This is a genomic window from Ramlibacter sp. 2FC, assembly GCF_005503345.1.
In the GTDB taxonomy this organism is placed as follows: domain Bacteria; phylum Pseudomonadota; class Gammaproteobacteria; order Burkholderiales; family Burkholderiaceae_C; genus SCMQ01.
Genome location: NZ_SCMM01000020.1, coordinates 41,657 through 64,811, shown reverse-complemented (window position 1 = coordinate 64,811; position 23,155 = coordinate 41,657). Strand labels below are relative to the sequence as shown.

The 23,155-nt window shown below is 68.1% G+C and carries 17 protein-coding genes and 1 pseudogene; 7 read left to right on the top strand and 11 right to left on the bottom strand.

Annotated features, from left to right (window positions below):
* Positions 1-84: 84 nt before the first annotated feature.
* Complete coding sequence (locus FFS10_RS10875) at positions 85-984, top strand: DMT family transporter (protein ID WP_137894371.1); 900 nt, start codon at positions 85-87, stop codon at positions 982-984.
* Here FFS10_RS10875 and FFS10_RS10870 read toward each other — a convergent pair.
* Together FFS10_RS10870 and ocd are read right to left on the bottom strand one after the other, a co-directional pair.
* Positions 973-1,887, bottom strand: a complete 915-nt coding sequence (locus FFS10_RS10870; RefSeq protein ID WP_137894369.1) for a LysR family transcriptional regulator — start codon at positions 1,885-1,887, stop codon at positions 973-975. The genes FFS10_RS10875 and FFS10_RS10870 overlap by 12 nt on opposite strands.
* A gap of 54 nt (positions 1,888-1,941) precedes the next feature.
* On the bottom strand, positions 1,942-3,030 hold the full coding sequence (gene ocd, locus FFS10_RS10865) for an ornithine cyclodeaminase (RefSeq protein WP_137894367.1): 1,089 nt from the start codon (positions 3,028-3,030) through the stop codon (positions 1,942-1,944).
* A 123-nt stretch (positions 3,031-3,153) separates the two neighbouring features.
* Here ocd and FFS10_RS10860 point away from each other — a divergent pair, with 123 nt between their 5' ends.
* The 6 genes from FFS10_RS10860 (at position 3,154) to FFS10_RS10835 (ending at position 9,216) form a co-directional block, all read left to right on the top strand.
* Entirely contained in the window at positions 3,154-3,573 is a 420-nt protein-coding gene (locus FFS10_RS10860; RefSeq protein ID WP_137894365.1) for an Lrp/AsnC family transcriptional regulator, read from the top strand.
* A 175-nt stretch (positions 3,574-3,748) separates the two neighbouring features.
* Positions 3,749-4,888 (top strand): branched-chain amino acid ABC transporter substrate-binding protein, encoded by a 1,140-nt coding sequence (locus tag FFS10_RS10855; protein WP_137894363.1) that lies wholly within the window; start codon positions 3,749-3,751, stop codon positions 4,886-4,888.
* 46 nt (positions 4,889-4,934) lie between these two features.
* A complete protein-coding gene (locus tag FFS10_RS10850; RefSeq protein WP_137894361.1) occupies positions 4,935-5,918 on the top strand; it encodes a tripartite tricarboxylate transporter substrate binding protein in 984 nt (327 codons plus the stop codon).
* A 14-nt stretch (positions 5,919-5,932) separates the two neighbouring features.
* Positions 5,933-7,102 carry a M20 aminoacylase family protein gene (locus FFS10_RS10845; protein WP_137894359.1) on the top strand — a complete coding sequence of 390 codons (1,170 nt, stop codon included), beginning with the start codon at positions 5,933-5,935 and terminating at the stop codon, positions 7,100-7,102.
* A gap of 44 nt (positions 7,103-7,146) precedes the next feature.
* Positions 7,147-8,559: an amidase family protein gene (locus tag FFS10_RS10840; protein ID WP_137894357.1), complete on the top strand. Its 1,413-nt coding sequence runs from the start codon at positions 7,147-7,149 to the stop codon at positions 8,557-8,559.
* Positions 8,560-8,616: 57 nt separating this feature from the next.
* Entirely contained in the window at positions 8,617-9,216 is a 600-nt protein-coding gene (locus tag FFS10_RS10835; protein ID WP_137894355.1) for a MarC family protein, read from the top strand.
* A gap of 30 nt (positions 9,217-9,246) precedes the next feature.
* Here FFS10_RS10835 and FFS10_RS10830 read toward each other — a convergent pair.
* The 9 genes and pseudogenes from FFS10_RS10830 to FFS10_RS10790 form a co-directional block, all read right to left on the bottom strand.
* Positions 9,247-10,108 (bottom strand): annotated as a pseudogene (locus tag FFS10_RS10830) (Rossmann-fold NAD(P)-binding domain-containing protein).
* 24 nt (positions 10,109-10,132) lie between these two features.
* On the bottom strand, positions 10,133-11,110 hold the full coding sequence (locus FFS10_RS10825) for a tripartite tricarboxylate transporter substrate binding protein (protein WP_249931246.1): 978 nt from the start codon (positions 11,108-11,110) through the stop codon (positions 10,133-10,135).
* A 172-nt stretch (positions 11,111-11,282) separates the two neighbouring features.
* Positions 11,283-12,083, bottom strand: coding sequence for an SDR family oxidoreductase (locus tag FFS10_RS10820; RefSeq protein WP_137894353.1), 801 nt, complete (start codon positions 12,081-12,083; stop codon positions 11,283-11,285).
* Positions 12,084-12,109: 26 nt separating this feature from the next.
* A complete protein-coding gene (locus FFS10_RS10815; protein WP_283957658.1) occupies positions 12,110-13,021 on the bottom strand; it encodes a DMT family transporter in 912 nt (303 codons plus the stop codon).
* Entirely contained in the window at positions 13,011-14,633 is a 1,623-nt protein-coding gene (locus tag FFS10_RS10810; protein ID WP_137894351.1) for a gamma-glutamyltransferase family protein, read from the bottom strand. Before FFS10_RS10810 ends, FFS10_RS10815 begins: the two co-directional genes overlap by 11 nt.
* A gap of 83 nt (positions 14,634-14,716) precedes the next feature.
* On the bottom strand, positions 14,717-16,282 hold the full coding sequence (locus FFS10_RS10805) for an RNA/DNA-binding domain-containing protein (RefSeq protein WP_137894349.1): 1,566 nt from the start codon (positions 16,280-16,282) through the stop codon (positions 14,717-14,719).
* A 16-nt stretch (positions 16,283-16,298) separates the two neighbouring features.
* The gene (dsr1, locus tag FFS10_RS10800; RefSeq protein ID WP_137894347.1) at positions 16,299-20,090 is read right to left on the bottom strand and encodes an anti-phage defense-associated sirtuin Dsr1; all 3,792 of its coding nucleotides are present in this window, start codon (positions 20,088-20,090) and stop codon (positions 16,299-16,301) included.
* 104 nt (positions 20,091-20,194) lie between these two features.
* Positions 20,195-21,502: a DUF3422 family protein gene (locus FFS10_RS10795; protein WP_137894345.1), complete on the bottom strand. Its 1,308-nt coding sequence runs from the start codon at positions 21,500-21,502 to the stop codon at positions 20,195-20,197.
* A gap of 111 nt (positions 21,503-21,613) precedes the next feature.
* The gene (locus tag FFS10_RS10790) at positions 21,614-23,128 is read right to left on the bottom strand and encodes a tripartite tricarboxylate transporter permease (RefSeq protein WP_137894343.1); all 1,515 of its coding nucleotides are present in this window, start codon (positions 23,126-23,128) and stop codon (positions 21,614-21,616) included.
* Positions 23,129-23,155 lie beyond the last annotated feature (27 nt).

Below are 23,155 nucleotides of genomic sequence, written 5' to 3'. Positions count from 1 at the left end.
CTGGGTTCGGTTGCTTTCAAACGATGCGCATCCTGCCATGAATCTGCAAGCCTTGCCGGACGCAGGCCCTGTACAGTGCCGCTCATGACGCCAGGACTGACGCCCGCCACCGCCCTGCTGCTGACGCTGCCGCCCTTGCTGTGGGCCGGCAACGCCGTGGTCGGCCGCCTGGTGCATGAGCTGGTGCCGCCCGTCACGCTGAACTTCCTGCGCTGGGCCCTGGCCTTCCTGATCCTGCTGCCGCTCGCGGGCTGGGTGCTGCGCCCGGCCAGCGGCCTGTGGTCGCACTGGCGGCGCTTCGCCCTGCTGGGACTGCTGGGCGTGGGCTGCTACAACGCCCTGCAGTACCTGGCGCTGCAGACCTCGACCCCGCTCAACGTGACCCTGGTCGCCTCCAGCATGCCGCTGTGGATGCTGGCAATGGGCACCTTGTGCTTCGACGCCAGGGTGACGCGATCACAGCTGGCCGGCGCCCTGCTGTCCATGGCCGGCGTGGCCGTGGTGCTCTCGCGCGGTCAATGGCAGCAGCTGCTGGCGCTGCGCCTGGTGGCGGGCGACCTGTTCATGCTGCTGGCCACCCTGTGCTGGGCCTGGTACAGCTGGCTGCTGTCGCGCCGCGCCGAGCCCGAGGCGATACGCCAGGACTGGGCCGCCTTCCTGATGGCCCAGGTGGTGCTGGGCCTGGCCTGGTCGGGCCTGTTCACCGCCGGCGAATGGGCGCTGACCGAGGCGCGCATAGCCTGGGGCTGGCCGCTGGCGGCGGCCCTGGCCTTCGTCGCCGTCGGCCCGGCCGTGCTGGCCTACCGCTGCTGGGGCCTGGGCGTGCAGCGCGCCGGCCCGGCCGTCGCGGGCTTCTTCTCCAACCTCACGCCGCTGTTCGCGGCCCTGATGTCGGCGCTGTTTCTCGGCGAGTCGCCCCAGCCCTTCCACGCACTGGCCTTCGCGCTGATCGTGGGCGGCATCGTGGTCTCGTCAAGACGCTGAGGCACCGGTCGCGCCGCAGGCATCGAGCAGGCATTGCGCGAAATAGGCCGTGGCGGGTGCCAGCGGCGCGTCGGGCCGCGTCAGCAGTCTGAGCTGCAGCGGGCCCGGGTCGAGCGCGGGCTGGTCGACCACAGCCAGGTCGCGGCATTCGGGCTGGTCGAGCAGGTCCGCCGGCACGATGCCCACCACGTCGCAGCTGCGCAGCAGGGCCATCGCGGCCAGAGTTTCGCAGAACAGGATCTGCTGCGGCGGCTCGGCCCCGGCGCGCGTGAAGATCTCCCTCAGGCGGCTGCTCTTGCGGCCGTCGCGGGGCCCGGTCAGCACCCATTCCAGCTCGGCCAGGGCCTGGGACGTGGGCTTGGCCAGCACCGGATGGCCCCGGCGCACCACGATGTGCTGGCGCGTGCTCAGGATGTGCTGGCTGTGGAACTCGCCCTCGGGCAGGTCGCCGGTGTCGGCCACGATGGCCAGGTCCAGTGAGCCGTCGCGCAGGCGCGGGACCACGCGCGAGACCAGGCCCTCGACCAGTTCCACCGACACCCTCGGGTAGCGCTGGCGGAACCAGCGGAAGGCCTGGCCCAGGTGCTGGAGCGTGAGGTAGGGCGTCAGAGCCACACTGACCTGGCCCTGCGGATCGCCGGCTGCCTGACGCAGCTCCTCGTCGGCCAGGTCCAGCTGCCGCGTGACCAGGCGGGCGCGCGCGAACAGGCGCTGGCCGTCCTCGGTCAGGCTCACGCCGCGCGGGCTGCGCACCAGCAGCGGCAGGCCGGCGTCCTCCTCCAGCTGGCGCAGCGACTTGGTCAGCGCCGCCTGCGAGATGTGCAGTTGGCGCGCGGCCGCGCGTATGCCGCCATGCTCGACCACGCCGACCAGGGCGCGCAGCTGGTGCAGGCGCAGCGTCATGGCCGGGGTGGCGGGCGGGAGCTCATGGCCGCAGTGTACGGGCCCGCAGCGCGCTCAGGCCAGGCTGGGGCTGGCCTCGAGCAGCCTTGCGGCGTCCCGGGGGCTGGCCGGCCGGCGCAACAGGCCGAACAGGTTCTTGGGGTCGGCGAGCTGCGGGATCAGCGCGATGCGCTCGCCCACGCCGAGCTCGGCCGCGGCGTCGCGCACGAAGCGCAGGGCCGAGAAGTCCTCGAGCGCGAAGCCGACCGAGTCGAACACCGTGACCTGCTCGCGGCCGGCGCGGCCCGGCTTGCGGCCGGCCAGCACTTCCCAGAGCTCGGTGACCTCGAAGTCGGCCGGCAGCTGCTGGATGTCGCCCTCGATGCGGGTCTGCGGCGTGTACTCGACAAACACGCTGCCCGCGCGCAGCACCTCGGCGTGCAGCTCGGTCTTGCCCGGGCAGTCGCCGCCCACGGCGTTGACATGCATACCGGGCTCGACCATCTCGGGCGTGAGGATGGTGGCGTTGGTCTTGTCGGCCGTCACCGTGGTCACGATGTCGGCGCCGCGCACCGCCTCGGCCGTGCTCGCGCAGCGCGTGAGCTTCAGGCCCGAGCCCTCGAGGTTGGCGACCAGCTTGACCGTGGCGGCGGGATCGACGTCGAACAGGCGCAGCTCTTCTATGCCCAGCAGGTGCTGGAAGGCCAGGGCCTGGAACTCGCTCTGCGCGCCGTTGCCGATCAAGGCCATGACGCGGCTGTCGGGGCGGGCCAGGGCCTTGGCGGCCACGGCCGACATCGCGGCCGTGCGCAGCGCCGTGGTCAGGGTCAGCTCGCTGAGCAGCTGGGGGCTGCCCGTGGCCACGTCGGCCAGCACGCCGAAGGCCATGACAGTGGACAGGCCGATGCGCGTGTTGCTGGGATGGCCGTTCACGTACTTGAAGCTGTAGTGGCTATCGTCCGAGATCGGCATGAGCTCGATCACGCCGTCCTGCGAATGGTTGGCCACGCGGGCCGACTTGTCGAAGGCCTGCCAGCGCAGGAAGTCATGGTGGATGTTGTCGGCGATGCCGGCCAGGCAGTTGGGCAGGCCCTTGCGGCGGACCAGTTCGGCCATCTCGGGGGCACTGAGGAACAGGGTGGAAACAGTGGCATTGCTTTGCATGATGAGGCTCTCCTTTGGATGAAGAGGAGTCTCGCCAAAGCCTCAGACAATGTGAATCGTCAAAAATGTTCCGTTTTTGATTTTTATTTACCATAATGGCACATCAAATTGACGAAATGAACGATGGATGAGCTAGACCACGCCCTGATCGCCCTGTTGCGCAGCGACGCCCGCATGAACGTGGCCGACCTCGCGCACAAGCTCAAGGTCTCGCGCGGCACGGTCAAGAACCGCATTCGCAAGCTCGAGGACAGCCAGGTCATCGTCGGCTACACGGTGCGCCTGCGGCCGGACGCCGAGCCCGAGCGCATCCGCGCCTGGATGGGCGTGCAGGTCGAGGGCAACCAGACCCGGCAGGTGATTGCCAGCCTGCTCGGCGAACCCGGGGTCTCCTCGCTGCACGACACCAACGGCCGCTGGGACCTGCTGGCCGAGCTGGAAGCCCGGTCCATGACCGAGCTGTCGCAAATCCTCGAGCGCATCCGACTGATCAGCGGCATACGTAGCACTGAAACCAGCATCCACCTCGCGACCTACCGCTAATCGCCCGCCTCGGGTTCTTTGGGGCCCGAAGCCACGTCGGAGACAACTAATGGTTGTCATGACGGTAATTGACAGCCTTATGGTTATCCTGCGATATGCCTAGCATTTCCGGCAGGGGGTGGCGCGCCTTACAGGCCCTGCCATCCCCATCCCCAGACCACCGGAGACACCATTCATGCAGCACAGCTTTCGCGCCAAGCGCCTCCTCGCTTCGACCGCCCTGGCACTGGCCGGCGCCGCCTGGGCTCAGGACAGCCTCACCGTCAGAATCGGCCAGGTCGGCCCGACCTCGGGACCTGCGGCCCACCTGGGTCTGGACAACGTCAATGGCGCGCGCCTGGCCATTGACGACCTGAACGCCCGCGACGTGCGCATCGGCGGCAGGAAGGCGCGTTTTGAGTTGATCGCCGAGGACGACGCGGCCGACCCCAAGCAGGGCACGCAGGCCGCGCAGAAGCTGTGCGACCAGAAGATCAACGGCGTGGTCGGACACCTGACGTCCGGCTCCACCATCCCGGCGTCCAAGGTCTACAACGATTGCGGCATCCCCCACATCAGCCCGGTGGCCACCAATCCGCGCCTGACCGAACAGGGCTTCAAGACCAGTTTTCGCCTGCTGGCCAGCGACAACGCGATGGGCGTGGCCTTGGCGCATTTCGCGGCCGCGGGGCTCAAGCTCAGGAAAGTGGCCGTCGTCGACGACCGCACGGCCTATGGCCAGGGGGTCGCGGCCGTGTTCAAAAAAACCGCTCAGAAGCTGGGCCTGCAGGTGGTGGACGAGCAGTTCACGCATGACAAGTCGGTCGACTTCTCCTCCATCCTCACGGCCATCAAGGCCAAGGGCGCCGAAGCCATCTTCTACGGCGGCCTGGACGCGCAGGCCGGCCCGATGCTGCGCCAGATGCAGATGCTGGGCATGGGCCAGGTGCGCCTGTTCGGCGGCGACGGCATCTGCACCACACGCCTGGCCGAACTGGCCGGCAGCCCCGACAACTTGGCCCAAGTCACCTGCGGCGAAGGCGGCGCGTCGGTCGATAAGATGCACGGCGGCGCGGCCTGGAAGCAGCGCTATGACGCACGCTTCGCCGGCCAGTTCCAGGGCTCGTCGCCCTACGCCTACGACGCGGTGATGGTGCTGGTCGAGGCGATGAAGAAGGCCGGTTCGCCCGATCCCAAGGTCTACGGCCCGGCGCTGTTCAACACCGATTACCAGGGCGTGACGGCCCGCATCGCCTTCGATGCCACGGGCGAACTCGCCAGCCCTGCGCTGACCCTGTTCCAGTACCGCGGCGGCAAGAAGGCCCCGCTGAACTGATCCGCTGGCCCCCTACGCTCGTTTCAGACCTTCCCGAAGGACCTCCATGAACCTGACCCGAAAACTCACCGGCCTGCTGGCCGGCCTGCTGCTGGCCGGCGCCGCGCTGGCGCAGAGTTACCCCACCAAGCCCGTCATGCTGATGGTGCCCTACCCGGCCGGCGGCCTGTCCGACATCATCGCCCGCAAGGTCAACGCGGCGCTGGCCAAGGAGCTGGGCCAGCCCGTGATCATCGAGAACCTCGGCGGCGCCGGCGGCGCCATCGCCGCGCAGAAGGTGCTGAACGCGCCGGCGGATGGCTACTACCTGTTCCAGGGCTCGCCCAACGAGCTGATCCTCGCGCCGCTGGCGATCTCGGCCGTGAAGTACAGGCCGGAAGACTTCCGCATGGTGCAGCGCGTGGCCCTGGCCCCGCTGGCCGTGGTCGCGCGCGGCGATTTCCCGGCCAGGAACGCCGACGAACTGGTGGCTTATGCGCAGAAGATGGCCCGGGAAGGCAAGCCCGTGACCTACGCCAGCGTGGGCAACGGCTCCTTCTACCACCTGCTGGGCGAGCAGATGGCCAAGGTCATCGGCGCTCCCATGACCCATGTGCCCTACAAGGGCGGCGGCCCCATTCTGCAGGACCTGCTGGGCGGCCAGATCGACATCTTCATCACGCCCTACGGCGCGCCCCATGTGGCCATGGACAAGGAGCGCAAGCTCAAGTTCGTCACCGTCCTGTCCAAGGGCCGCCAGCCGCTGGTGCCGCATGTGCCGGCGGTCGACGAGGGCAAGGCGCTCAAGGGCTTCCACTACAGCATAGGCAGCGGCTATTTCGTCAGGAAGGACACGCCCGAGCCCATCGTGCAGGTCCTGCACAAGGCCTTGTCCAAGGTGCTGGGCGACGCGGACCTGCGCGCCACGCTCGCGGCCCAGGGCCAGCTGATCTCCAACCCCCTCACGCTGGACGAGGCGGCCAACGCCTATGTGTCGGACATGACCCTCTACCGCGGCATCGCGCGCACGGTCAACCTGCAGGCCCAGTGAGCACGGCCGCCTCCATGAGCACCGTCCTCGCCGACCAGCAGGCCCGGGCCGACGAATTCGTCGCCCTGCGCCGCGACATCCATCGCCACCCCGAACTGGGCCTCAAGGAATTCCGCACCTCGGACCTGGTCGCCGAACGCCTGGCCGCCTGGGGTTACACAGTGCACCGCGGCTTGGCCGACACAGGCCTGGTCGGCCAGCTGCGGCGCGGCCAGGGCGGCAGGCGCCTGGGCCTGCGCGCCGACATGGACGCCCTGCCGATCCACGAGACCAATACCTTCGCCCATGCCAGCTGTCATGCCGGCGTGATGCACGCCTGCGGCCATGACGGCCACACCGCCATGCTGCTGGCCGCGGCGCGGCATATCGCGGAAAACGTGGGTTTCTCGGGCACGCTGAACCTGATCTTCCAGCCGGCCGAGGAGCATCCGGGCGGTGCCAGGATCATGATCGAGCAAGGCCTGTTCGAGCGCTTCCCCTGCGACGCCATCTACGCCATGCACAACATGCCGGGCCATCCGGCCGGGCAGCTGGTGCTGCGCGAAGGGCCGATCATGGCCTCGAGCGACGACGTGACGATCATCCTGCATGGCCAGGGCGGCCACGGCGCCATGCCGCACCAGGCCAGCGACACCGTGGTCGCCGGCGCGGCCATCGTGATGGCGCTGCAGACCATCGTCTCGCGCAACGTCGATCCGCGCCAGACCGCCGTGGTCACGGTCGGCACGTTCCAGGCCGGCCAGGCCAACAACGTGATCCCGGCCAGCGCCCGGCTCGAACTCAGCGTGCGCGCGCTCGACCGCGGCGTGCGCGACCTGCTCGAGCAGCGCATCCGTCTCCTGGTCACGACCCAGGCCGAGAGCTTCGGCGTACGCGCCCAGATCGACTACCGGCGCGACTACCCGGTGCTGGTCAACACGCCGGCCGAGACCGAGTTCGCGCGCCAGGTGGCGCTGGAACTGCTGGGCCCGCAGCGCGTGACCCTGCAGGGCGAGCCCCTGACCGGCAGCGAGGACTTCGCCTCCATGCTGGAACACTGCCCCGGCTGCTACCTGCTGATCGGCAATGGCGCCGGCGAGGGCGCCTGCATGGTGCACAACCCCGGCTACGACTTCAACGACGACATCCTGCCCATCGGTGCGGCCTTCTGGTCGCTGCTGGTCCAGCGCTTCCTGCGCGACTGATTCCACACCCCATGAGCGGCCGCTTGCGGCCGCGGAGAAAACGAATGACACAAGCACTCTGGCGCCTGGGCGCCGTCGATCTGGCGCAAGCCATCCGCAGCAGGCAGGTCTCGGCCCGCGAGGCCACGCAGAGCGTGCTGGACCGCATCGCCGAGGTCAACCCGCGCATCAACGCGCTGGTCACGGTCCTGCCCGAGCAGGCCCTGGCCGCCTCCGACGCGGCCGACCAGGCACTCGCGCGCGGCGACCGCCTGGGCCCGCTGCATGGCGTGCCGGTCAGCATCAAGATCAATATCGACGTGGCGGGACAGCCCACCACCGACGGCGTGGCCGCACTGAAGGACAACATTGCCCCGACTGACTCGCCGCTGGTGACGTCGCTGCGCGACGCCGGCGCCATCATCGTCGGCCGCAACAACGCGCCGGCCTTCTCGCTGCGCTGGTTCACCGACAACGCGTTCCACGGCCGTACCCTCAACCCGTTCGATGCCGGCGTCACGCCGGGCGGCTCCAGCGGCGGCGCCGCGGCGGCCGTCGCCATGGGCATGGGCCCCATCGCGCACGGCAACGACTACGGCGGCTCGATCCGCTACCCGGCCTGGGCCTGCGGCGTCGTCGGCCTGCGCACCACCGTGGGCCGCGTGCCCTCCTACAAGGCCAGCGCGCCAAATCGCATCGTCAGCAACCAGCTGATGTCGGTCCAGGGACCGCTGACCCGGACCGTGGCCGACGCGCGGCTGGCGCTCGAGGTGATGGCCCAGGGCTCGCCGCTGGATCCGCAATGGACGCCGGCCCCGCTGCGGTACCCGGACTCGGCCCGCCCGACCCGGGTCGCCGTGTTCACGCGCTGGCAAGGCTCGCGCGTCGACGCCAGCGTGGTCGCCGCCGTGAACCAGGCGGCCGAGTGGCTGGCCAAGGCCGGCTACGAGGTCGAGGAGGCCGAGCCGCCGCATTTCGAGGAGGCCGCCGCGATGCACCGCCAGATGGTGATGGACGACATGCGCCGCGCCGGCATCGCGGCCATGAACAAGCTGGGCGACGACGCCCTGCGCCAGTCGCTCGCCTACTTCACCGGCGGGGTCACGCCCTGGGACCGCGACCAGTACCTCGAAGGCCTGATGCGCCGCTTCAACATCGCGCGCGACTGGGCGGTCTTCCTCGACAAGTACCCGGTGCTGCTGACGCCCAACTCCTGGGAGCGGCAGTTCCCGGTCGACGACGACCTGCGCTCGCAGCAGCGTTTCGAGGAAATCCTGCTCGCGCAGACCCCGATGCTCAACACCGCCATGCTGGGCCTGCCTGGCCTGGCCGTGCCTACCGGCGTGCAGGACGGCCTGCCTGTCGGCGTGCAACTGGTGGCCACCCGCTTCCGCGAGGACCTGCTGCTCGCCGCCGGCGAGGCCATCGAGCGCGCCGCCGGGTTTTCCGCGCTCGACCATCTGGCGGCCAAGGGCTGATCCGGGACCCGGCGCGCCACCGGGTGGCGCCTCTCAGCAATAGGCCGCGACCCCGCCATGGATCACAGCTTCCTCTCCGCCTTCATCCTGCTGTTGCTGGTGCTCGATCCGTTCGGCGCCCTGCCGATCTTCATCTCGGTGATGAACGGCGTGGCGCCCGAGCGCCGCACCCGCGTGGCACTGCGCGAGAGCCTGATCGCCTTCGCGATCCTGCTCGGCTTCATGCTCGCCGGCAGCGGCTTCCTGGCGCTGATGCACCTGTCCGAGCGCTCGCTCGAGGTAGCCGGCGGCGTGATCCTGCTGATCATCGCGATCCGCATGATCTTCACCCACGAGGGCGCGCAGCAGGACGCCGTGAGCGGCCGCGAGCCGCTGGTGTTCCCGCTCGCTGTGCCGCTGCTGGCCGGCCCCTCGGCCATGGCCACCGTGCTGCTGCTGGCTTCGCGCCAGCCGGACGGCATGGCGTCCTGGATCGCGGCCTTGTCGCTGGCCATGGCGTTGTGCGGCACGGTGCTGATCGCAGCGGAGCGGATCCGACGCTGGGTCGGCGACGCCATGGTCGCGGCGACCGAGAAGCTCATGGGCCTGGTGCTCTCGGCGCTGGCCGTCGAGATGATCCTGGCCGGCCTCAAACGCTACTTCTTCGACGCGGCCTGAGTGCGACCACGCATTCGGGCCAGAGAAAACTCAGGGATGGACGACGCAGTGGGCGGCGGCCAGATCCCAACCGGCCCAGCCGCAGCTCTTGAAAAACACCGGCCCGCCGCGCGTGGCCTGGCTCGTCCAGCGCGGGGACTCGTTGACCACGTCCGCCAGCGAAGCGAACGCAGACGGGTCCAGCCCCGCCTGCAGCAGGTCACCGGCCTCGTGGTCGGCGTCGCGGCTGTCGACCACCACGCGGCCGCGCCCGGCCATGTGGCGGCAGACCTCGGGTGCCCATTCGACCATGCGCGGCGTGAAGGCGCCCACGGCACAGACAAAGGCGTCGTCGCGCGGCATCGGGGTCGTCGCTGCGCTGCGCCTGCACGCCCAGGCCATGGGCATGCTGCACCAACGCCTCGGCGCTGGCCGCCGAGCGCGAGGCGACCAGCACCTCGCGCACGCCCAGACCCTGCACGAAGGCCTCCAGGTGCGACCGCCCCTGCACGCCGGCACCCACGATCAGCAGCCTGCCCTGCGGCGCCGGGGCCAGCGCCATGGCCGCCAGCAGCGACACCGCGGCCGTGCGGCGCGCGGTCACGGTGGGGCCGTGCAGGATCTGCAGCCGACGCCCGTCCTGCGCGTCGAACACCAGCATGTCGCCCTGGATCGCCGGCAGGCCGCGGCCGGGGTTGTCCGCCATGAAGGTGATGAGTTTGGCGATGGCCAGCTTTTCGTCCGACGCCGGCATGACGAACAGGCTGCCGCCCTGGGCCAGCGGCTGCACGATGCGCGGCGGCACCGAGACCGAAGGGTCGGCCAGCAAGGCCTTGACGCTTTGTGCGAGCTGCGGGTACGGCAGGGCCTCGGCAGTTTGCTCGGGACCGAGGACGGCGTGGCTGATGGGCATGTCAGGCGCGTCGGCTCGGCCGCGTCACTGCGGCTCGAAGTGGATGGACTTGGCAATCGCCTGGTAACGGGCGATCTCGGCGCGGTAGATGCGGTCCAGTTCCGCCACCGGGGTCGGGTCGACCAGTTGGTTGCCAGTGGCTTCGAACGCGGTGCGCGTGTCGGGATTGCGCAATGCCTCGTAGACGGCCTTGTTCAGGCGGTCCGCCACCGCATCGGGCGTGCTGCGCGGCACGAGGACGCCGGCCCAGGAATCGAACTCGAACCCCGCCAGCCTGGGGTGTGCGGCCAGGGCGGGAATCTGCGGGAACCTGGGCAGCGGGGCCTTGGCACCAATGCCGATGGCCTTGACCTTGCCTTCGGCAAGGGTGGCGGGAATGCTGCCGGCGAACACGGTGAACGCCAGATCGACCTGCCCGCCCATCAGGTCGGCGATCATCAGCGCCGTGCCCTTGTAGGGGACATGCACGAACTTCGTGCCGGTTTGCTGACTGAATTTCTCGGCGGCGAGGTGGAACAGGCTGCCGTTGCCGCCATTGCCGATCGACAGCCCCTGGGCGCCCGGGCGGCTGGCGAGCTGGATCAGCTCTTCCAAACTGTTGGCCGGCAAGTCCTTGCGGGCCAGCAGCACCAGCGGGGCCTTGACGACCTGGCCGACGATTTTCATGTCCTCGGCCTTGTACTTGACGGCCGCCATGGTCAGCGGGGCGACGATCAGCTCCACGGGGCTGCCCAGCGCGAGGGTGTGGCCGTCGGCCGGGGCATTGAGCATCCTCTGTACGCCGATCGCACCGCCCGCGCCACCGACGTTATCCACCACCATGGCCTGGCCCAGCGACCTGGCCATGTCGTTCTGCAGCTTGCGGGCCACGAAGTCGGACGGGCCTCCGGCGGGCCAGGGCACGATCATGGTGACGGGCTTGCTCGGGAAAGTCTGCGCGAGGGCCCCCGCGCTCAGCAGCAGGCCGGCCAGCAGGCCGCTCAGGGTTTTCATCGGCTTCATGGTTCTCCTCGGGTTCGGAAACAGGGGGCGGTCCGCGGTCCCCGCAGGCGGGGCGGGGCCGTGACATGTTTCATCTTAGGAAAACCGCAGCTTGGCCAGCAGGCTGTCGTTTGTGTGCGTGACAACCCGGGGTTGTCCAGCTGCCCAGGGCCTGCCGGGCGGGCTCGTGGCCTCAGAAGGTACCCGGGTAGGCCCCGCCATCGGCCAGCAGGTTCTGGCCGTTGATGTAGGCCGCCTGCGTGCTGCACAGGAAGGCGCAGATCGCGCCGAACTCCTCGGGCGTGCCGAAGCGGCCGGCCGGGATCTGGGCCTGCTGCACGCGGCGGATCTCGTCGACGCTCTTGCCGCTCTTCTGTGCCGCAGCGCCTATGGTCGCGGCGATGCGGTCGGTGTCGAACTTGCCGGGCAGCAGGTTGTTCAGCGTCACGCCCTGCGCCGCCAGCTTGCTGCGCGCCACGCCGGCGACGAAGCCGGTCAGGCCGCTGCGGGCGCCGTTGGACAGGCCCAGGATGTCGATCGGTGCCTTCACCGCGCTAGAGGTGATGTTGACGATGCGGCCGAAGCCGCGCGCCGCCATGCCGTCCACCGTGGCCTTGATCAGCTCGATCGGCGTCAGCATGTTGGCGTCCACCGCCTTGATCCAGGCCTCGCGGTCCCAGTCGCGGAAATCGCCGGGCGGCGGACCGCCGGCGTTGGTGACCACGATGTCGAAATCTTTGCCCGGCCCGCCGGCCACGCCCAGGGCCGCCGCGCGCCCCTCGGGGGTCGTGATGTCGGCCGCCACCGGCAGCACCTGCACGCCCGCGCCGACCGTCGCGCGCAACCGCGCGGCCGCGGCCTGCAGCGCCTCGGCACCGCGCGCCACCATGACCACGTTCACGCCCTCGCACGCCAGGGCCTGGGCGCAGCCCCAGCCCAGCCCCTTGCTCGCACCGCCGACCAGTGCCCATTTGCCTGTGATACCCAGATCCATGTCCTCGACTCCTCTTTGAAAAAGCCTCACGCCTTGCGGCGCGTGACCAGAAACACCCCGCCGAGCACCAGGACGGTGCCGGCGATGACCCATGCATTGAGCGGCTCGCCCAGGATCAGCGCGCCCATCAGAATGGTCGACATCGGGCCGACCATGCCGGTCTGCGCCGTCAGGCCGGCGCCTATGCGCTCGATCGCCATCATGACCAGCAACACCGGCAGCGCGGTGCAGGCCGTGGCGTTGAGCAGCGAGAGCCAGATCACCTCGGGCGCGACCTGCGCCGCCGACAGCGGCCGCAGTACGGCAAACTGCGCGATGCACAGCAGGCAGGCCACCGTGGTGGCCAGGCCCGCCAGGCGCAGCGAGCCCAGGCGGTGCACCAGCTCGCCGCTGTAGCTCATGTAGACCGCGTAGCTGACCGCGCTGAGCAAGACCAGCAGCGCGCCCAGGGCCGTGTGGGGGCCTGGCAGGCTGAGCTCGTGGCCGAACACCAGCAGCATGCCGCCGTAGCTCACCGCCATGGCCAGGGCCTGCGGGCGCGAGATGCGCTTGCCATACAGCATCCAGCCCAGCAACAGCACCAGCGTGGGATTGAGGTAGAGCACCAGGCGCTCCAGCGCGGCCGAGACATACTGCAGCCCGGCGAAGTCGAGGAAGCTCGAGAGGTAGTAGCCCGTGAAGCCCAGCCAGACCACGCCCAACCAGTCGCGGCCGGCCAGCGGCGTCTTTCCGCGGCTGGCCCACCAGGCCATGGCGGCGAAGATGGGCAGCGCGAACAGCATGCGGTACATCAGCAGGGTCACGGCATCGACCCCGTGGCGGTAGGCCAGCTTGACGATGATGGCCTTGCCGCTGAAGGCGATGGCGCCGGCCATGGCCAGCGCCAGCCCCGGTGCCAGGCTGGGCGCGCGTCGGACGGCCGCGATCTCAGAAGCCAACGGCCTGCCCGTCCCGGCGCGCGTCGCTGGCGGCCATGTAGCCCTCGACCTGGGGGTCGCCCATGGACCAGATGAACTGGCCGGCGCCGAAGTCTTGGTAGGAATCGCTAAGCACGTCCAGGCGGTGGCCGCGCTCGGCCAGGCCCTGCACCGTTTCCGCCGGCATGCTGGCCTCGACATTGAGCGACAGGCCCGCGTTGTAGCGCCAGCGTGGCGCGTCGCAGGCCGCCTGCGGGTTCTGGCCATGGTCGAGCATGCGCACCAGGGTCTGCACATGGCCCTGCGGCTGCATGTTGGCGCCCATCACGCCGAAGCTCATCACCGGCAGGCCGTCCCGGGTCAGGAAGGCCGGGATGATGGTGTGGAAAGGCCGCTTGCCCGGCGCCACCAGGTTGGCCGGGTTGGCGCCATGGGCCGCCACGCTGAAACCATGGCCGCGGTTCTGCAGGCTGATGCCGAACTCGGGCTCCACGCAGCCCGAGCCGAAGCCCATGTAGTTGCTCTGTATGAAGCTGACCATCATGCCGTTCTCGTCGGCCGTCGTGAGGTAGATGGTGCCGCCGCCGGCCGGGTTGCCGGCCCCGAAATCCTGCGCCTGGTCCATGCGTATGAGTTTGGCACGCCCAGCGAGGTAGGCGTCATCCAGCATTTGCACGGGGGTCACCGTCATGGCCGATGGCTCGGCCACGTAGCGGTAGGTGTCGGCGAAGGCCAGCTTCATGGCCTCGATCTGCAGGTGCTGCGCATCCACGCCATCGAGCGGCAGGCCGGCCAGGTCGAACTGCTCGAGGATGCCCAAGGCGATCAGCGCCGCGATGCCCTGGCCGCTGGGCGGGATCTCGTGCAGCCGATGGCCGCGGTAGTCGCGGCTGATGGGGTTCACCCACTCGGCCTGGTGGGCCGCCAGGTCTGCGGCCCTGAGGCCGCCGCCATGGGCCAGCGAGAAGCGGTCCAGCGCCTGCGCGATCTCGCCGCGGTAGAAGGCCTCGCCGCGCGTCGCGGCGATGGCGCGCAGGGCCCGCGCCGCCGCCGGGAAGCGGAACAGCTCGCCCACCTGCGGCGCGCGCCCCCAGGGCAGGAAGCTGCGCGCGAAGCCGGGCTGGGCCTCAAGCTCCGCCGTGGCCGCCGCCCATTTCTGCTGCACCACCACGGGCAGCAGGTAGCCGCGCTCGGCGATCTCGACCGCGGGCTGCATCAGCTCGGCGAAGGGCAGCTTGCCGAAGCGCTCGCTCAGCGCCACCCAGCCGCTCACGGCACCCGGCACGGTGACCGAGTCCATGCCGCGGCGCGGCGGCGTGGCCGCGGCCGCGCCGTACTTGCGGTAGAAATACTCGGGCGTCCAGCTGGCGGGGGCGCGGCCCGAAGCATTGAGGCCCAGCAGCTGCCGGCCGTCCCAGAGGATGCAGAAGGCGTCGCTGCCCAGGCCATTGCTGACCGGCTCGCACACGGTCATCGCGGCCGCGGCCGCCACCGCCGCATCGACCGCATTGCCGCCCTGCCACAGCATGCGCAGGCCGGCCTGGGCCGCCAGCGGGTGCGAGGTGGCCACCAGATTGCGCGCGAACACCGGCAGGCGTGTGCTGCCGTAGGGGTTGGCGAAATCGAAGGGCATGGCCGGATTATCGGCCGGCGGCCGCGCCGGCGCTGGGCGCGAAGCTGACGGGCGTCAAGACCATCCCTTGCCACGATGCAAGCTCAACGCGAGCCGCCGTCAGGGTGCAGCGCCAGCCATTGCCGTCCGATGGCCGTCAGGCGGTAGCGCTGCTTGCTGCTGCGGGGTACATCCGGCAGCGTCATCTCGATCACCCGCGCGGCCAGCGCCGGTTTCAGGTAGGCTTTTTCGAAGTGATCACGGTGTTTGAGGGACAGGGCATCCTGAATCTGCTGCCGCGACATTTCGCCGGCCAGCGCGCGCAGCAAACGCTCGACTTCCTCCGTCACTTGCCCGGTGACTTGCCCGGTGACTTGCCCGGTGACTTGCCCGGATGGGACAAGCGCCATCGGATGGCGCGGCAGCCGAATCACGAACGCGAGCCGGTCATCATCCGTCTCGAACAGTGGCGCGGGCGATCCGTTGGCCGCCATCTCCTTCAGGATTTTCGGGATGCCCGTGGATCGACCCTCGGTCATCTCCAGTTCCTTCAGGAACTCGCCGATGCGCCGGTTGCGGTAGCGGCGGCTGACGGCGCGGCCCGCCTTCAGGTCTTCCATCCGGATCGACCGATCCGGGCCGGGGAAGCTGACGACCACCAGCTCGTCGTGGCTGATGCGCACCTCGATGGGCTCGCGCTCTTCGTAGGAACGGTGATAGACCGCGTTGACCACGGCCTCCTCGATGGCGGCGTAGGGGAAGTTCCAGACCCGCGTGGCCTCGGCGCGGTCGGGATGCTTGATCACCGTTTCGTGCAGGTAGTTGCGCTGGATGTAGCCCAGCGCCTCGCGCGTCATCCGCGCCAGCGGCCCCTTGAAGATTTTCTCGTCGAAGCGGTCGCCACCCGCGCCTTCGGGGAACCAGACCACATCGATCTGCACGCCGGGGAAGAACCGCTCCGGCGTTTCTTTGAAGAACAGCAGGCCCACGTTCTTGGGCCACGGAGACTCGGCGGGGCCGCCCGCCACGTTCATCTGCCGCCCCAGCGCCTCGACGGAAAGCTGCGGCGCATCCGCCGCCAGCGCGCTGCCCACCTCCTGCAAGAACTCCTGCATCAAGGGTTTTGACAGATCAGCAACGCGCGCCGACTGGTTGTAGCGATCGTCGAAGGGCACCTTGGCGGCCAGGCTCAGCAGTTCCTGCTCGGTGTCGCCCTTGGCCTCGACCGTGCTGCTGTACCGGCGGATAAAGTATTTCCAAACCTTGTGCTTCGCCGTGACCGCTTCCGGCGCCTTGTACGGCCGGGTCTGCCCGCCCGGCGCCCACAGCACAATCAGCTTGCGGCCTTCGACCACCTCAAGGCTCAACACCGGAAAGTACGGCGGCTGGATCAACTGGCAGTGCGCCAGCAGTTCGCGCTGGATTTTGTCGAGCTGGTTGGCGGGCAGTCCGACCGGTGGAAACACGGGCTGGCCGCTGGCGTCGCAGTCCTGCCCGATCACCACGTAGCCGCCGCCCAGGTTCTCGAAGTCGTTGGCGAAGGCGCACAGGGTGCGGATGATCGCGTCCGGATTCCACCCGGCCTTGTATTCGATGCGCTCGCCCTCTACCGTGCGCTGGCGCAGCAGGTCGTCGAGGTTGATGGGCAGTTTGGTATTCGTGATCGTCATCGACTACGTTCCAGTTTCAAAGCCCAAATCTCCGCGCGAGTTCATCCACTCTCATGAATCTGTGATCTTGACGCAAATTCAGCGCTGCCTGACCGATGGCATCGAGGCATTGGCGCAGTTCCGGTGACAGCCACGATGGCTGGTCGCCCAAGATGGTGAATAGCAGCCGCAGTGCATCTTCTGGAAAACGGGTGGACAGGCCGGACTCCTGCAATCGGTGAATCACGTAGTCGGGGTACTGAACCACGCGCAGCCAATTACCGACCGCTGCCATCGCCGATGGAAACTCACCGCCTGCCGCGACGCACAGGCGAGCCAGCGATTCGGCGTTGGCGCTCGATGCTTGATCGTTGGATTTCGGCCAGATCTTTTCCCAAAACGGCAAGACCCGGTTTTTCCAGTAATCCTCGCGCTGGTCGCCAGCACCTTCCAGAGCACGCACCAAGGCTTGAGCCGATTCGCGCAAGCCCTCTGGTGGTAGCGCGCGAATAGCGGTGGCCAATTGCGCCATGGTGAAAGTGTCACCGGGATCGAGCGCTGCGAACGTCAGGAACGCGGCGAACTGCTCATTGTGCTTGCCCAACTGCGCATAGTGATTGACCGTATCGAGGAAAGTGGGCTTGATCGCCTCCATCAACGGGCGATACAGCCGTGGCGACCAAAGGAAGCCTTCCCACGCGGCCTGCGCTTCGGTTGCGGAACGATTCCAGTCGAGCAGAGGCAACAAGTGCTGCTCCGCCCAAGCTTTATCCACCCGGAACAACGAGAGAGCATGGGCAGCCAGCAATACCCGACCGTGCCTGAACTTGGCGATCTGCGTATCGCAAAGCTCCGTGAAGATGGGTTTGATGGTTTCCTGCAGCCCTTGCCCATCGTTTGGTTCTTGGCGATACCACCAGTCCAGCAACGCCTGCGTCACATGACCAACGGGATGATTGATGGCGCGGAAAACGGGATCGTCGGCGTCGCCATCACCCTCGAAATCCAATCGCAAGATGCGCTGGGCCAACGTCAGGAAGTAATCCTCGTGACCCTCGAAGGTTTTCGCTACGGCCTGCAGCCACCAACTGATGCCGTTGGACAAGGCTTGCATCAAGTCATCTGACGCACCGACGACAACCGGAGCCATGAAACGCCATGAGCGGTCGCGCAGTTTTTCTTCCGCCCAGGCTTGCAGCGCATCGCGCCAGCGTTCGACCGGCCAATTGTTCTGCTGCGCAAGTTTGCACAGAGCGTAGGCCGTTGCCTGAAACATATCCGAGCACAGCTTGCGCCAGTCGTCCTGCTGCGAGTCTTCCAGCACGGGATGCGCCAGCAGATAGTCCAGCACACCGCGTCTCGTGCGCGGAACGGGAGTGAATGGCCTCCACGGATCACGATCCCCGACCCAGCCGCCTCCCATCCAGAGGGGAAATTCGTCACTCTCATCCGCTGCAAGCTGCCACGGGTACTGTGCTGAGAGGGCATCAAGCCGTGATTGTCCCGCTTCGCCGAGGGTTGCGCCTGCTTGGGCCGTCTTCGCAAGTCGCAGCCAGACGCCGTGATCCACGATCCTGTTCCAAGCCTCAGGCTCGATATCGGCGCGGTACAGGTCGCGGGGCGGCCCGGAAAGAATGGTCTGCTCCAGTTCCGCCAGCATCGTTGCATCCAGTTGTGGAGCCAACGAAACCAGCAGGCGCATGGTTTCGCGTCTGGTTTCCTCCGACCAGAGCCACCGCCGCTCATTCGCCAACAGCCAATCGAGAGCTTGCCGGTGTGGAATGACGCGCTCCTGCGTGGCGGCGAACAACGCAAGGCGGCGGAATACTGGGTACGGCCCGTGCGCCCACGTCTCGGCCACGATTCGCGCCCGTTCCGGCGACTTTGCGGCAATCGCCAACCATGCATCGCGGGCCAGCTCGATCAGCGCCGTCCAGTCGTGGAAGTCCCTGTTCTGCGAGTGATCAGAAATCGAGGGTTGATGGACGTAGGAATGGTCGCTCTCGCTGTCCACGCCACCGAGTTCACGCATCAAATCGAGCGCGTCCCGCAGCAAGGCGCTGAAGTCGTCCAGCAGCTCCGGCAGTGCCGCCGTCCACTGTTCATTCTTGGGCAGGTCGCGCAGGCCGGAATGGACGTGATCCGATGCCAGCACGACCTCCCATTCCACAATGTTCTTGATGCGATCCTGCGCTTCGTCGTCATCGTCCGCGCCTGACCAGCGGAACGGCTCGCGCAATGACAGGCAAGGTGTCAAGGCTTCCCTCAGGGCGAAGCGCACACTGGCGGTCAGCCCATCGTGCTTGAACTGATCGCGCCAGCGATAGAGGCTCGGGTCGCGTAGTCTGGACTTCACATGCCCGTTGAGGAGCAAGCGCCAGAGCGTTCGCATTGCGGAACGGGGAATGGCGTTGGGCGCGCTCACCCGGATGCGATCCAGTTCGGTGGTGCTGCCGCTACTGGCGAGTCTGTCCAGATCGTCGAGACGACGTTCGATCAGCCAGACCAATTGGTCGTGCAGTTGACCGCCACGCTTGATCAGCCAGACCAGCAGTTTCGGGTCATCGAGGTGACGAGTCAGCCAGCGGGCCAGTTGGAACATCACAACATCCCAGCGGCTGCTGCGATGCCCGGCATCGACAATCGTCATCCACGGCGCGAGCGGGTACGGGGTTGGTCTGCCGGTCAGGCTGTAGGCGAGCTCATCGTCCACGGCAGCTTGGGGCTGCACGCCAAACCGCCCCAAGTCGGCATGGCGGTAGAGTTCTTGGCTCAACGGCTCCAGCCAGTCCAGTGACGGCACGGGGTCGAGTTCCGCGAACCGCTTGGCGGGCAAGCCGCCCGGATCGCTCAACGCCCACAACATCCGCCCGACGAAATCGTCCTGCTTCGTGCTCGCCAGTGGGCGGGCGATGGCGCATTCGACGACGATGCGTTCCTTTCCGCGCACACCGTCGCGGTAGGTTTCGGCCCAAGCGCGCAGAGTCTTGTGCAGATAGGCGTGGTGCTGGTACTCGCGATAGAGAATGGGCGTGACGTTCTTCGCCTTCCATTCGTTGGCGCGCTCCACCTCCTTGCCTTTGGAATAGTTTCCGAAGGCGAACATCTCCGGCGGCGATTCGCCCAGAAGGCGGTCGGCGGCCAGCGCATCCATCATGTAGTGCAGCACCGGGTCGTTGATGCTGTAGCCGACGAAGCAGACGGTGTAGTTGCGGAACAACTCGCTGACGAAGCGCGCGGCCCAGCGTTCGGTCAGGTAGGCCAGCCCAAAGTCGCCACTGGAAACAACCAGCCGATCCAGTTCGCCCGACGATGGCACCGCAGACAACAAACCGTGCAAATACACCAGTCCGTCCCAACGGTTTTTCGGCACGGGAAGCAGAGGCGCTCTGAAATCAGGGAACGACAGCGATCTTGCTACCCTGACTTCCTCGAACAGACGGTCGAAGTTGGTGGTGATGAGCCGGGTGCGGCCCTCGCGATTCTGCGCCAGCGTCAGCAGGGCTTCATGTGTGGCCGTCGCGTTTGGGGCCGTGAGGTTGGGCGTCAGGATCGTCGCCAGTTCGCTACGCACTTTTCCCCGGCCACCGACGACATCTGCTTCCAACAGGCCGATGGCGGTGTCGAACTGTCCGGCCTTGATCGCGGATTGCTGCACCGGATTGGGTGTCACCGAAAGGGCTTGGTAGAGATTGTCCACCAGACCGGCAAAGCCCGGCAGCCGCGCGGGGTAGGAAATGCCCGCGCCGCAGAAGAACACCACGCGCCCGTCTTCGTGCGCCTGCAACAGACGTTCGGGAATATCGGGACCGTGGCGGACGAACTGCATTCAGCCGCCTCCGGAGAACACCGGTTCCAGCGATGGGACCGGAAAAGCAGCGTTCGCGTTGAGCGGGACGACGCAATCAACCATAGCCGCCTGCTACCGCCCGCTCAAGACACGTGGGCCCGGGCCTTGAACAGCTTGTGGTGCAGCTGGCGCAGCGACCACCAGACTCCCAGCGCCACGGCCGGGATGGCCACGGCCGCCGTGCTTTCGGGGCTCCAGGGCCAGCCCAGGGCCTGCGCGCCCTTGGCCAGGTAGCTGACCAGGCCCACGATGTAGTAGGTGATGGCCGCCACCGACAGGCCTTCCACCGTGGACTGCAGCTTGAGCTGCAGGTCCTGGCGCTGGTTCATGGTGGCCAGCAGGGCCTGGCTGCTTTGCTGCTGCTCGATCTCGACCCGCGTGCGCAGCAGGTTGCTCATGCGCGAGACGCGCTGCGACAGCGCGTCCTGGCGCCGCGTGGCCCACTCGCAGGTGCTGCGCGCCGGCGTGAGGCGCCGGTCCATGAACTCGCGTATGGTCTGCATGCCGGCCAGGCGCGACTCGGAAATGTCCATGATGCGCTTGTCCACCAGCTCGAAGTAGGCCGAGCTGGCCGAGAAGCGCGAGTGCGAGGCCGCGTACTGGCTCTCGACCTGGCCCGCCAGATGGGTCAGCCGGTCCAGCAGCACGGGCTCGTCGTCGCGCCGGGCCGTGCGTATGGCGTCCGCCAGGGCCGCCAGCTCGCGCTCGGCGTAGGCCAGCGCGGTCGCGGCTTCGCGCGCCGCCGGCAGGCCCAGCAGGGCCGCCATGCGGTAGGTCTCGATCTCCAGCAGCTGCTGCACCAGGCGCCCCAGGCGACGCGGCGTCATGCCGCCGGCCAGCAGCACCATGCGCGAGAAGCCGTCGGCATGGATGCCGAAATCGGTGTAGACCTCGCCGTGGCCGTCGGCCACCGTGGAGGCGACCAGCGTGTCCTCGTGCAGCACATGCTTGACCAGGGAGCCCGAGCCAAAGATGTGGGTGGGCAGCACCCACAGGTGCAGGCCCACCAGGCACTGGCCCGGCAGCGCCGCCAGCCAGTCCTGCGGCACCACGGCGGTCGCGCCCTCGGGCTCGCGCTCGCCGAAGGCCTCGAGCGAGGACGCGCGCATGAAGGTCCAGGTCACGAACTCGGTGTGCATCTCCCAGCGGATGCGGAACGGCCCCAGGTCCATGCGCAGGTGGGTGGTCTGGGCGTCGGGCGGCGCCAGGTGGTGGTCGCGCAGCAGCGCCGCCACATGGGCGCGGCTGGCCTCGCGCTGCGCCGCGTCGCAGGCCATGACCAGGTGGGAAATCGCCAGCGGCGCCGTCATGGCCTCGGGCGGCCGGGCATGGATCTCGTTGTGCAGCGCCACGCGCTGAGGGTGTTGGGCGGGATGGGTAATGGATGACATGCGGACCTCTGGCCCCTATTGTGACCGCGGCCGCAGGGCTGCCGGGTTACCAACCGGGTACGGGCCCGCGGCACCGGAAGCGGCCGCCCGGCCAGGCATGGAAGCGCCGCCTCAGCCTTCCTCGCCGAAGGCCTGCTCGCGCTTGGATCGCACGGCCGGCAGCAGCACGATGACCAGCAGCAGGGCCGCTGCGGCCAGCAGGCTGGCCGACAGCGGGCGCGTGACGAACACGCTCCAGTCGCCGCGCGACAGCAGCAGCGCGCGGCGCAGGTTCTCCTCCATCATCGGGCCCAGGATGAAGCCCAAGAGCAGCGGCGCGGGCTCCACGCCCAGCTTGATGAAGCCGTAGCCGATCACGCCGAAGGCGCCCACCATCCAGATGTCGAAGGTGTTGTTGTTGGTCGAGAACACGCCGATCGCGCAGAACAGCACGATGGACGGGAACAGCCAGCGGTAGGGCACGGTGAGCAGCTTGATCCACAGGCCGATCAGCGGCAGGTTCAGGATCACCAGCATGCCGTTGCCTATCCACATCGAGGCGATCAGGCCCCAGAACAGCTCGGGGTTGCTGGTCATCACCTGCGGGCCGGGCTGGATGTTGTGGATGGTCATGGCACCCACCATCAGCGCCATCACGGCGTTGGGCGGGATGCCCAGGGTCAGCAGCGGGATGAACGAGGTCTGCGAGCCGGCGTTGTTGGCCGACTCGGGCGCCGCCACGCCGCGGATGTTGCCCTTGCCGAACGGCACTTCGCCGGGCTTGAGCCTGGTCTTCTTCTCCAGCGAATAAGCCGAGAAGGAGGCCAGCAAGGCGCCTCCCCCCGGCAGGATGCCCAGTACGCAGCCCAGGGCCGTGCCGCGCAGCACGGCGGGCACCATGTTCTTGAAGTCTTCCCTGGTCGGCATCAGGCCTTCCAGCTTGCCGGTGAAGACCTCGCGCTGGTCCTCGGGGTGCGAGAGGTTGGCGATGATCTCGCCGTAGCCGAACACGCCCATGGCGATGGTGACGAAACCTATGCCGTCGGTCAGCTCGGGGATGTCGAAGCTGAAACGCGCCACGCCCGAGTTCACGTCGGTGCCGATCAGGCCCATCAGCAGGCCCAGCACGATCATGGCCACGGCCTTGAGCAGCGAGCCCGAGGCCAGCACCACGGCGCTGATCAGGCCCAGCACCATCAGCGAGAAGTACTCGGCCGGGCCGAACTTGAACGCCACCTCGATCAACGGGGCCGCGAAGGCCGCCAGGATCAGCGTGCCCACGCAGCCGGCGAAGAACGAGCCCAGGCCGGCGGCAGCGAGCGCCGGGCCGGCGCGGCCCTGGCGTGCCATCTGGTAGCCGTCGATCACCGTGACCACGGAGGACAGCTCGCCGGGCAGGTTGACCAGGATGGAGGTGGTCGAGCCGCCGTACAGCGCGCCGTAGTAGATGCCGGCCAGCATGATCAGCGCGGCCACCGGCGGCAGCGCGTAAGTCGCGGGCAGCAGCATGGCGATGGTCGCCACCGGGCCGACCCCTGGCAGCACGCCGATCAGCGTGCCCAGCAGGCAGCCGATGAAGGCGTAGACCAGGTTCTGGAACGTGAAGGCGACGCCAAAACCGAGCGCGAGATTGCTGATCAGGTCCATGGCTCTCCGAGCCGGCGGCGCCTGGGG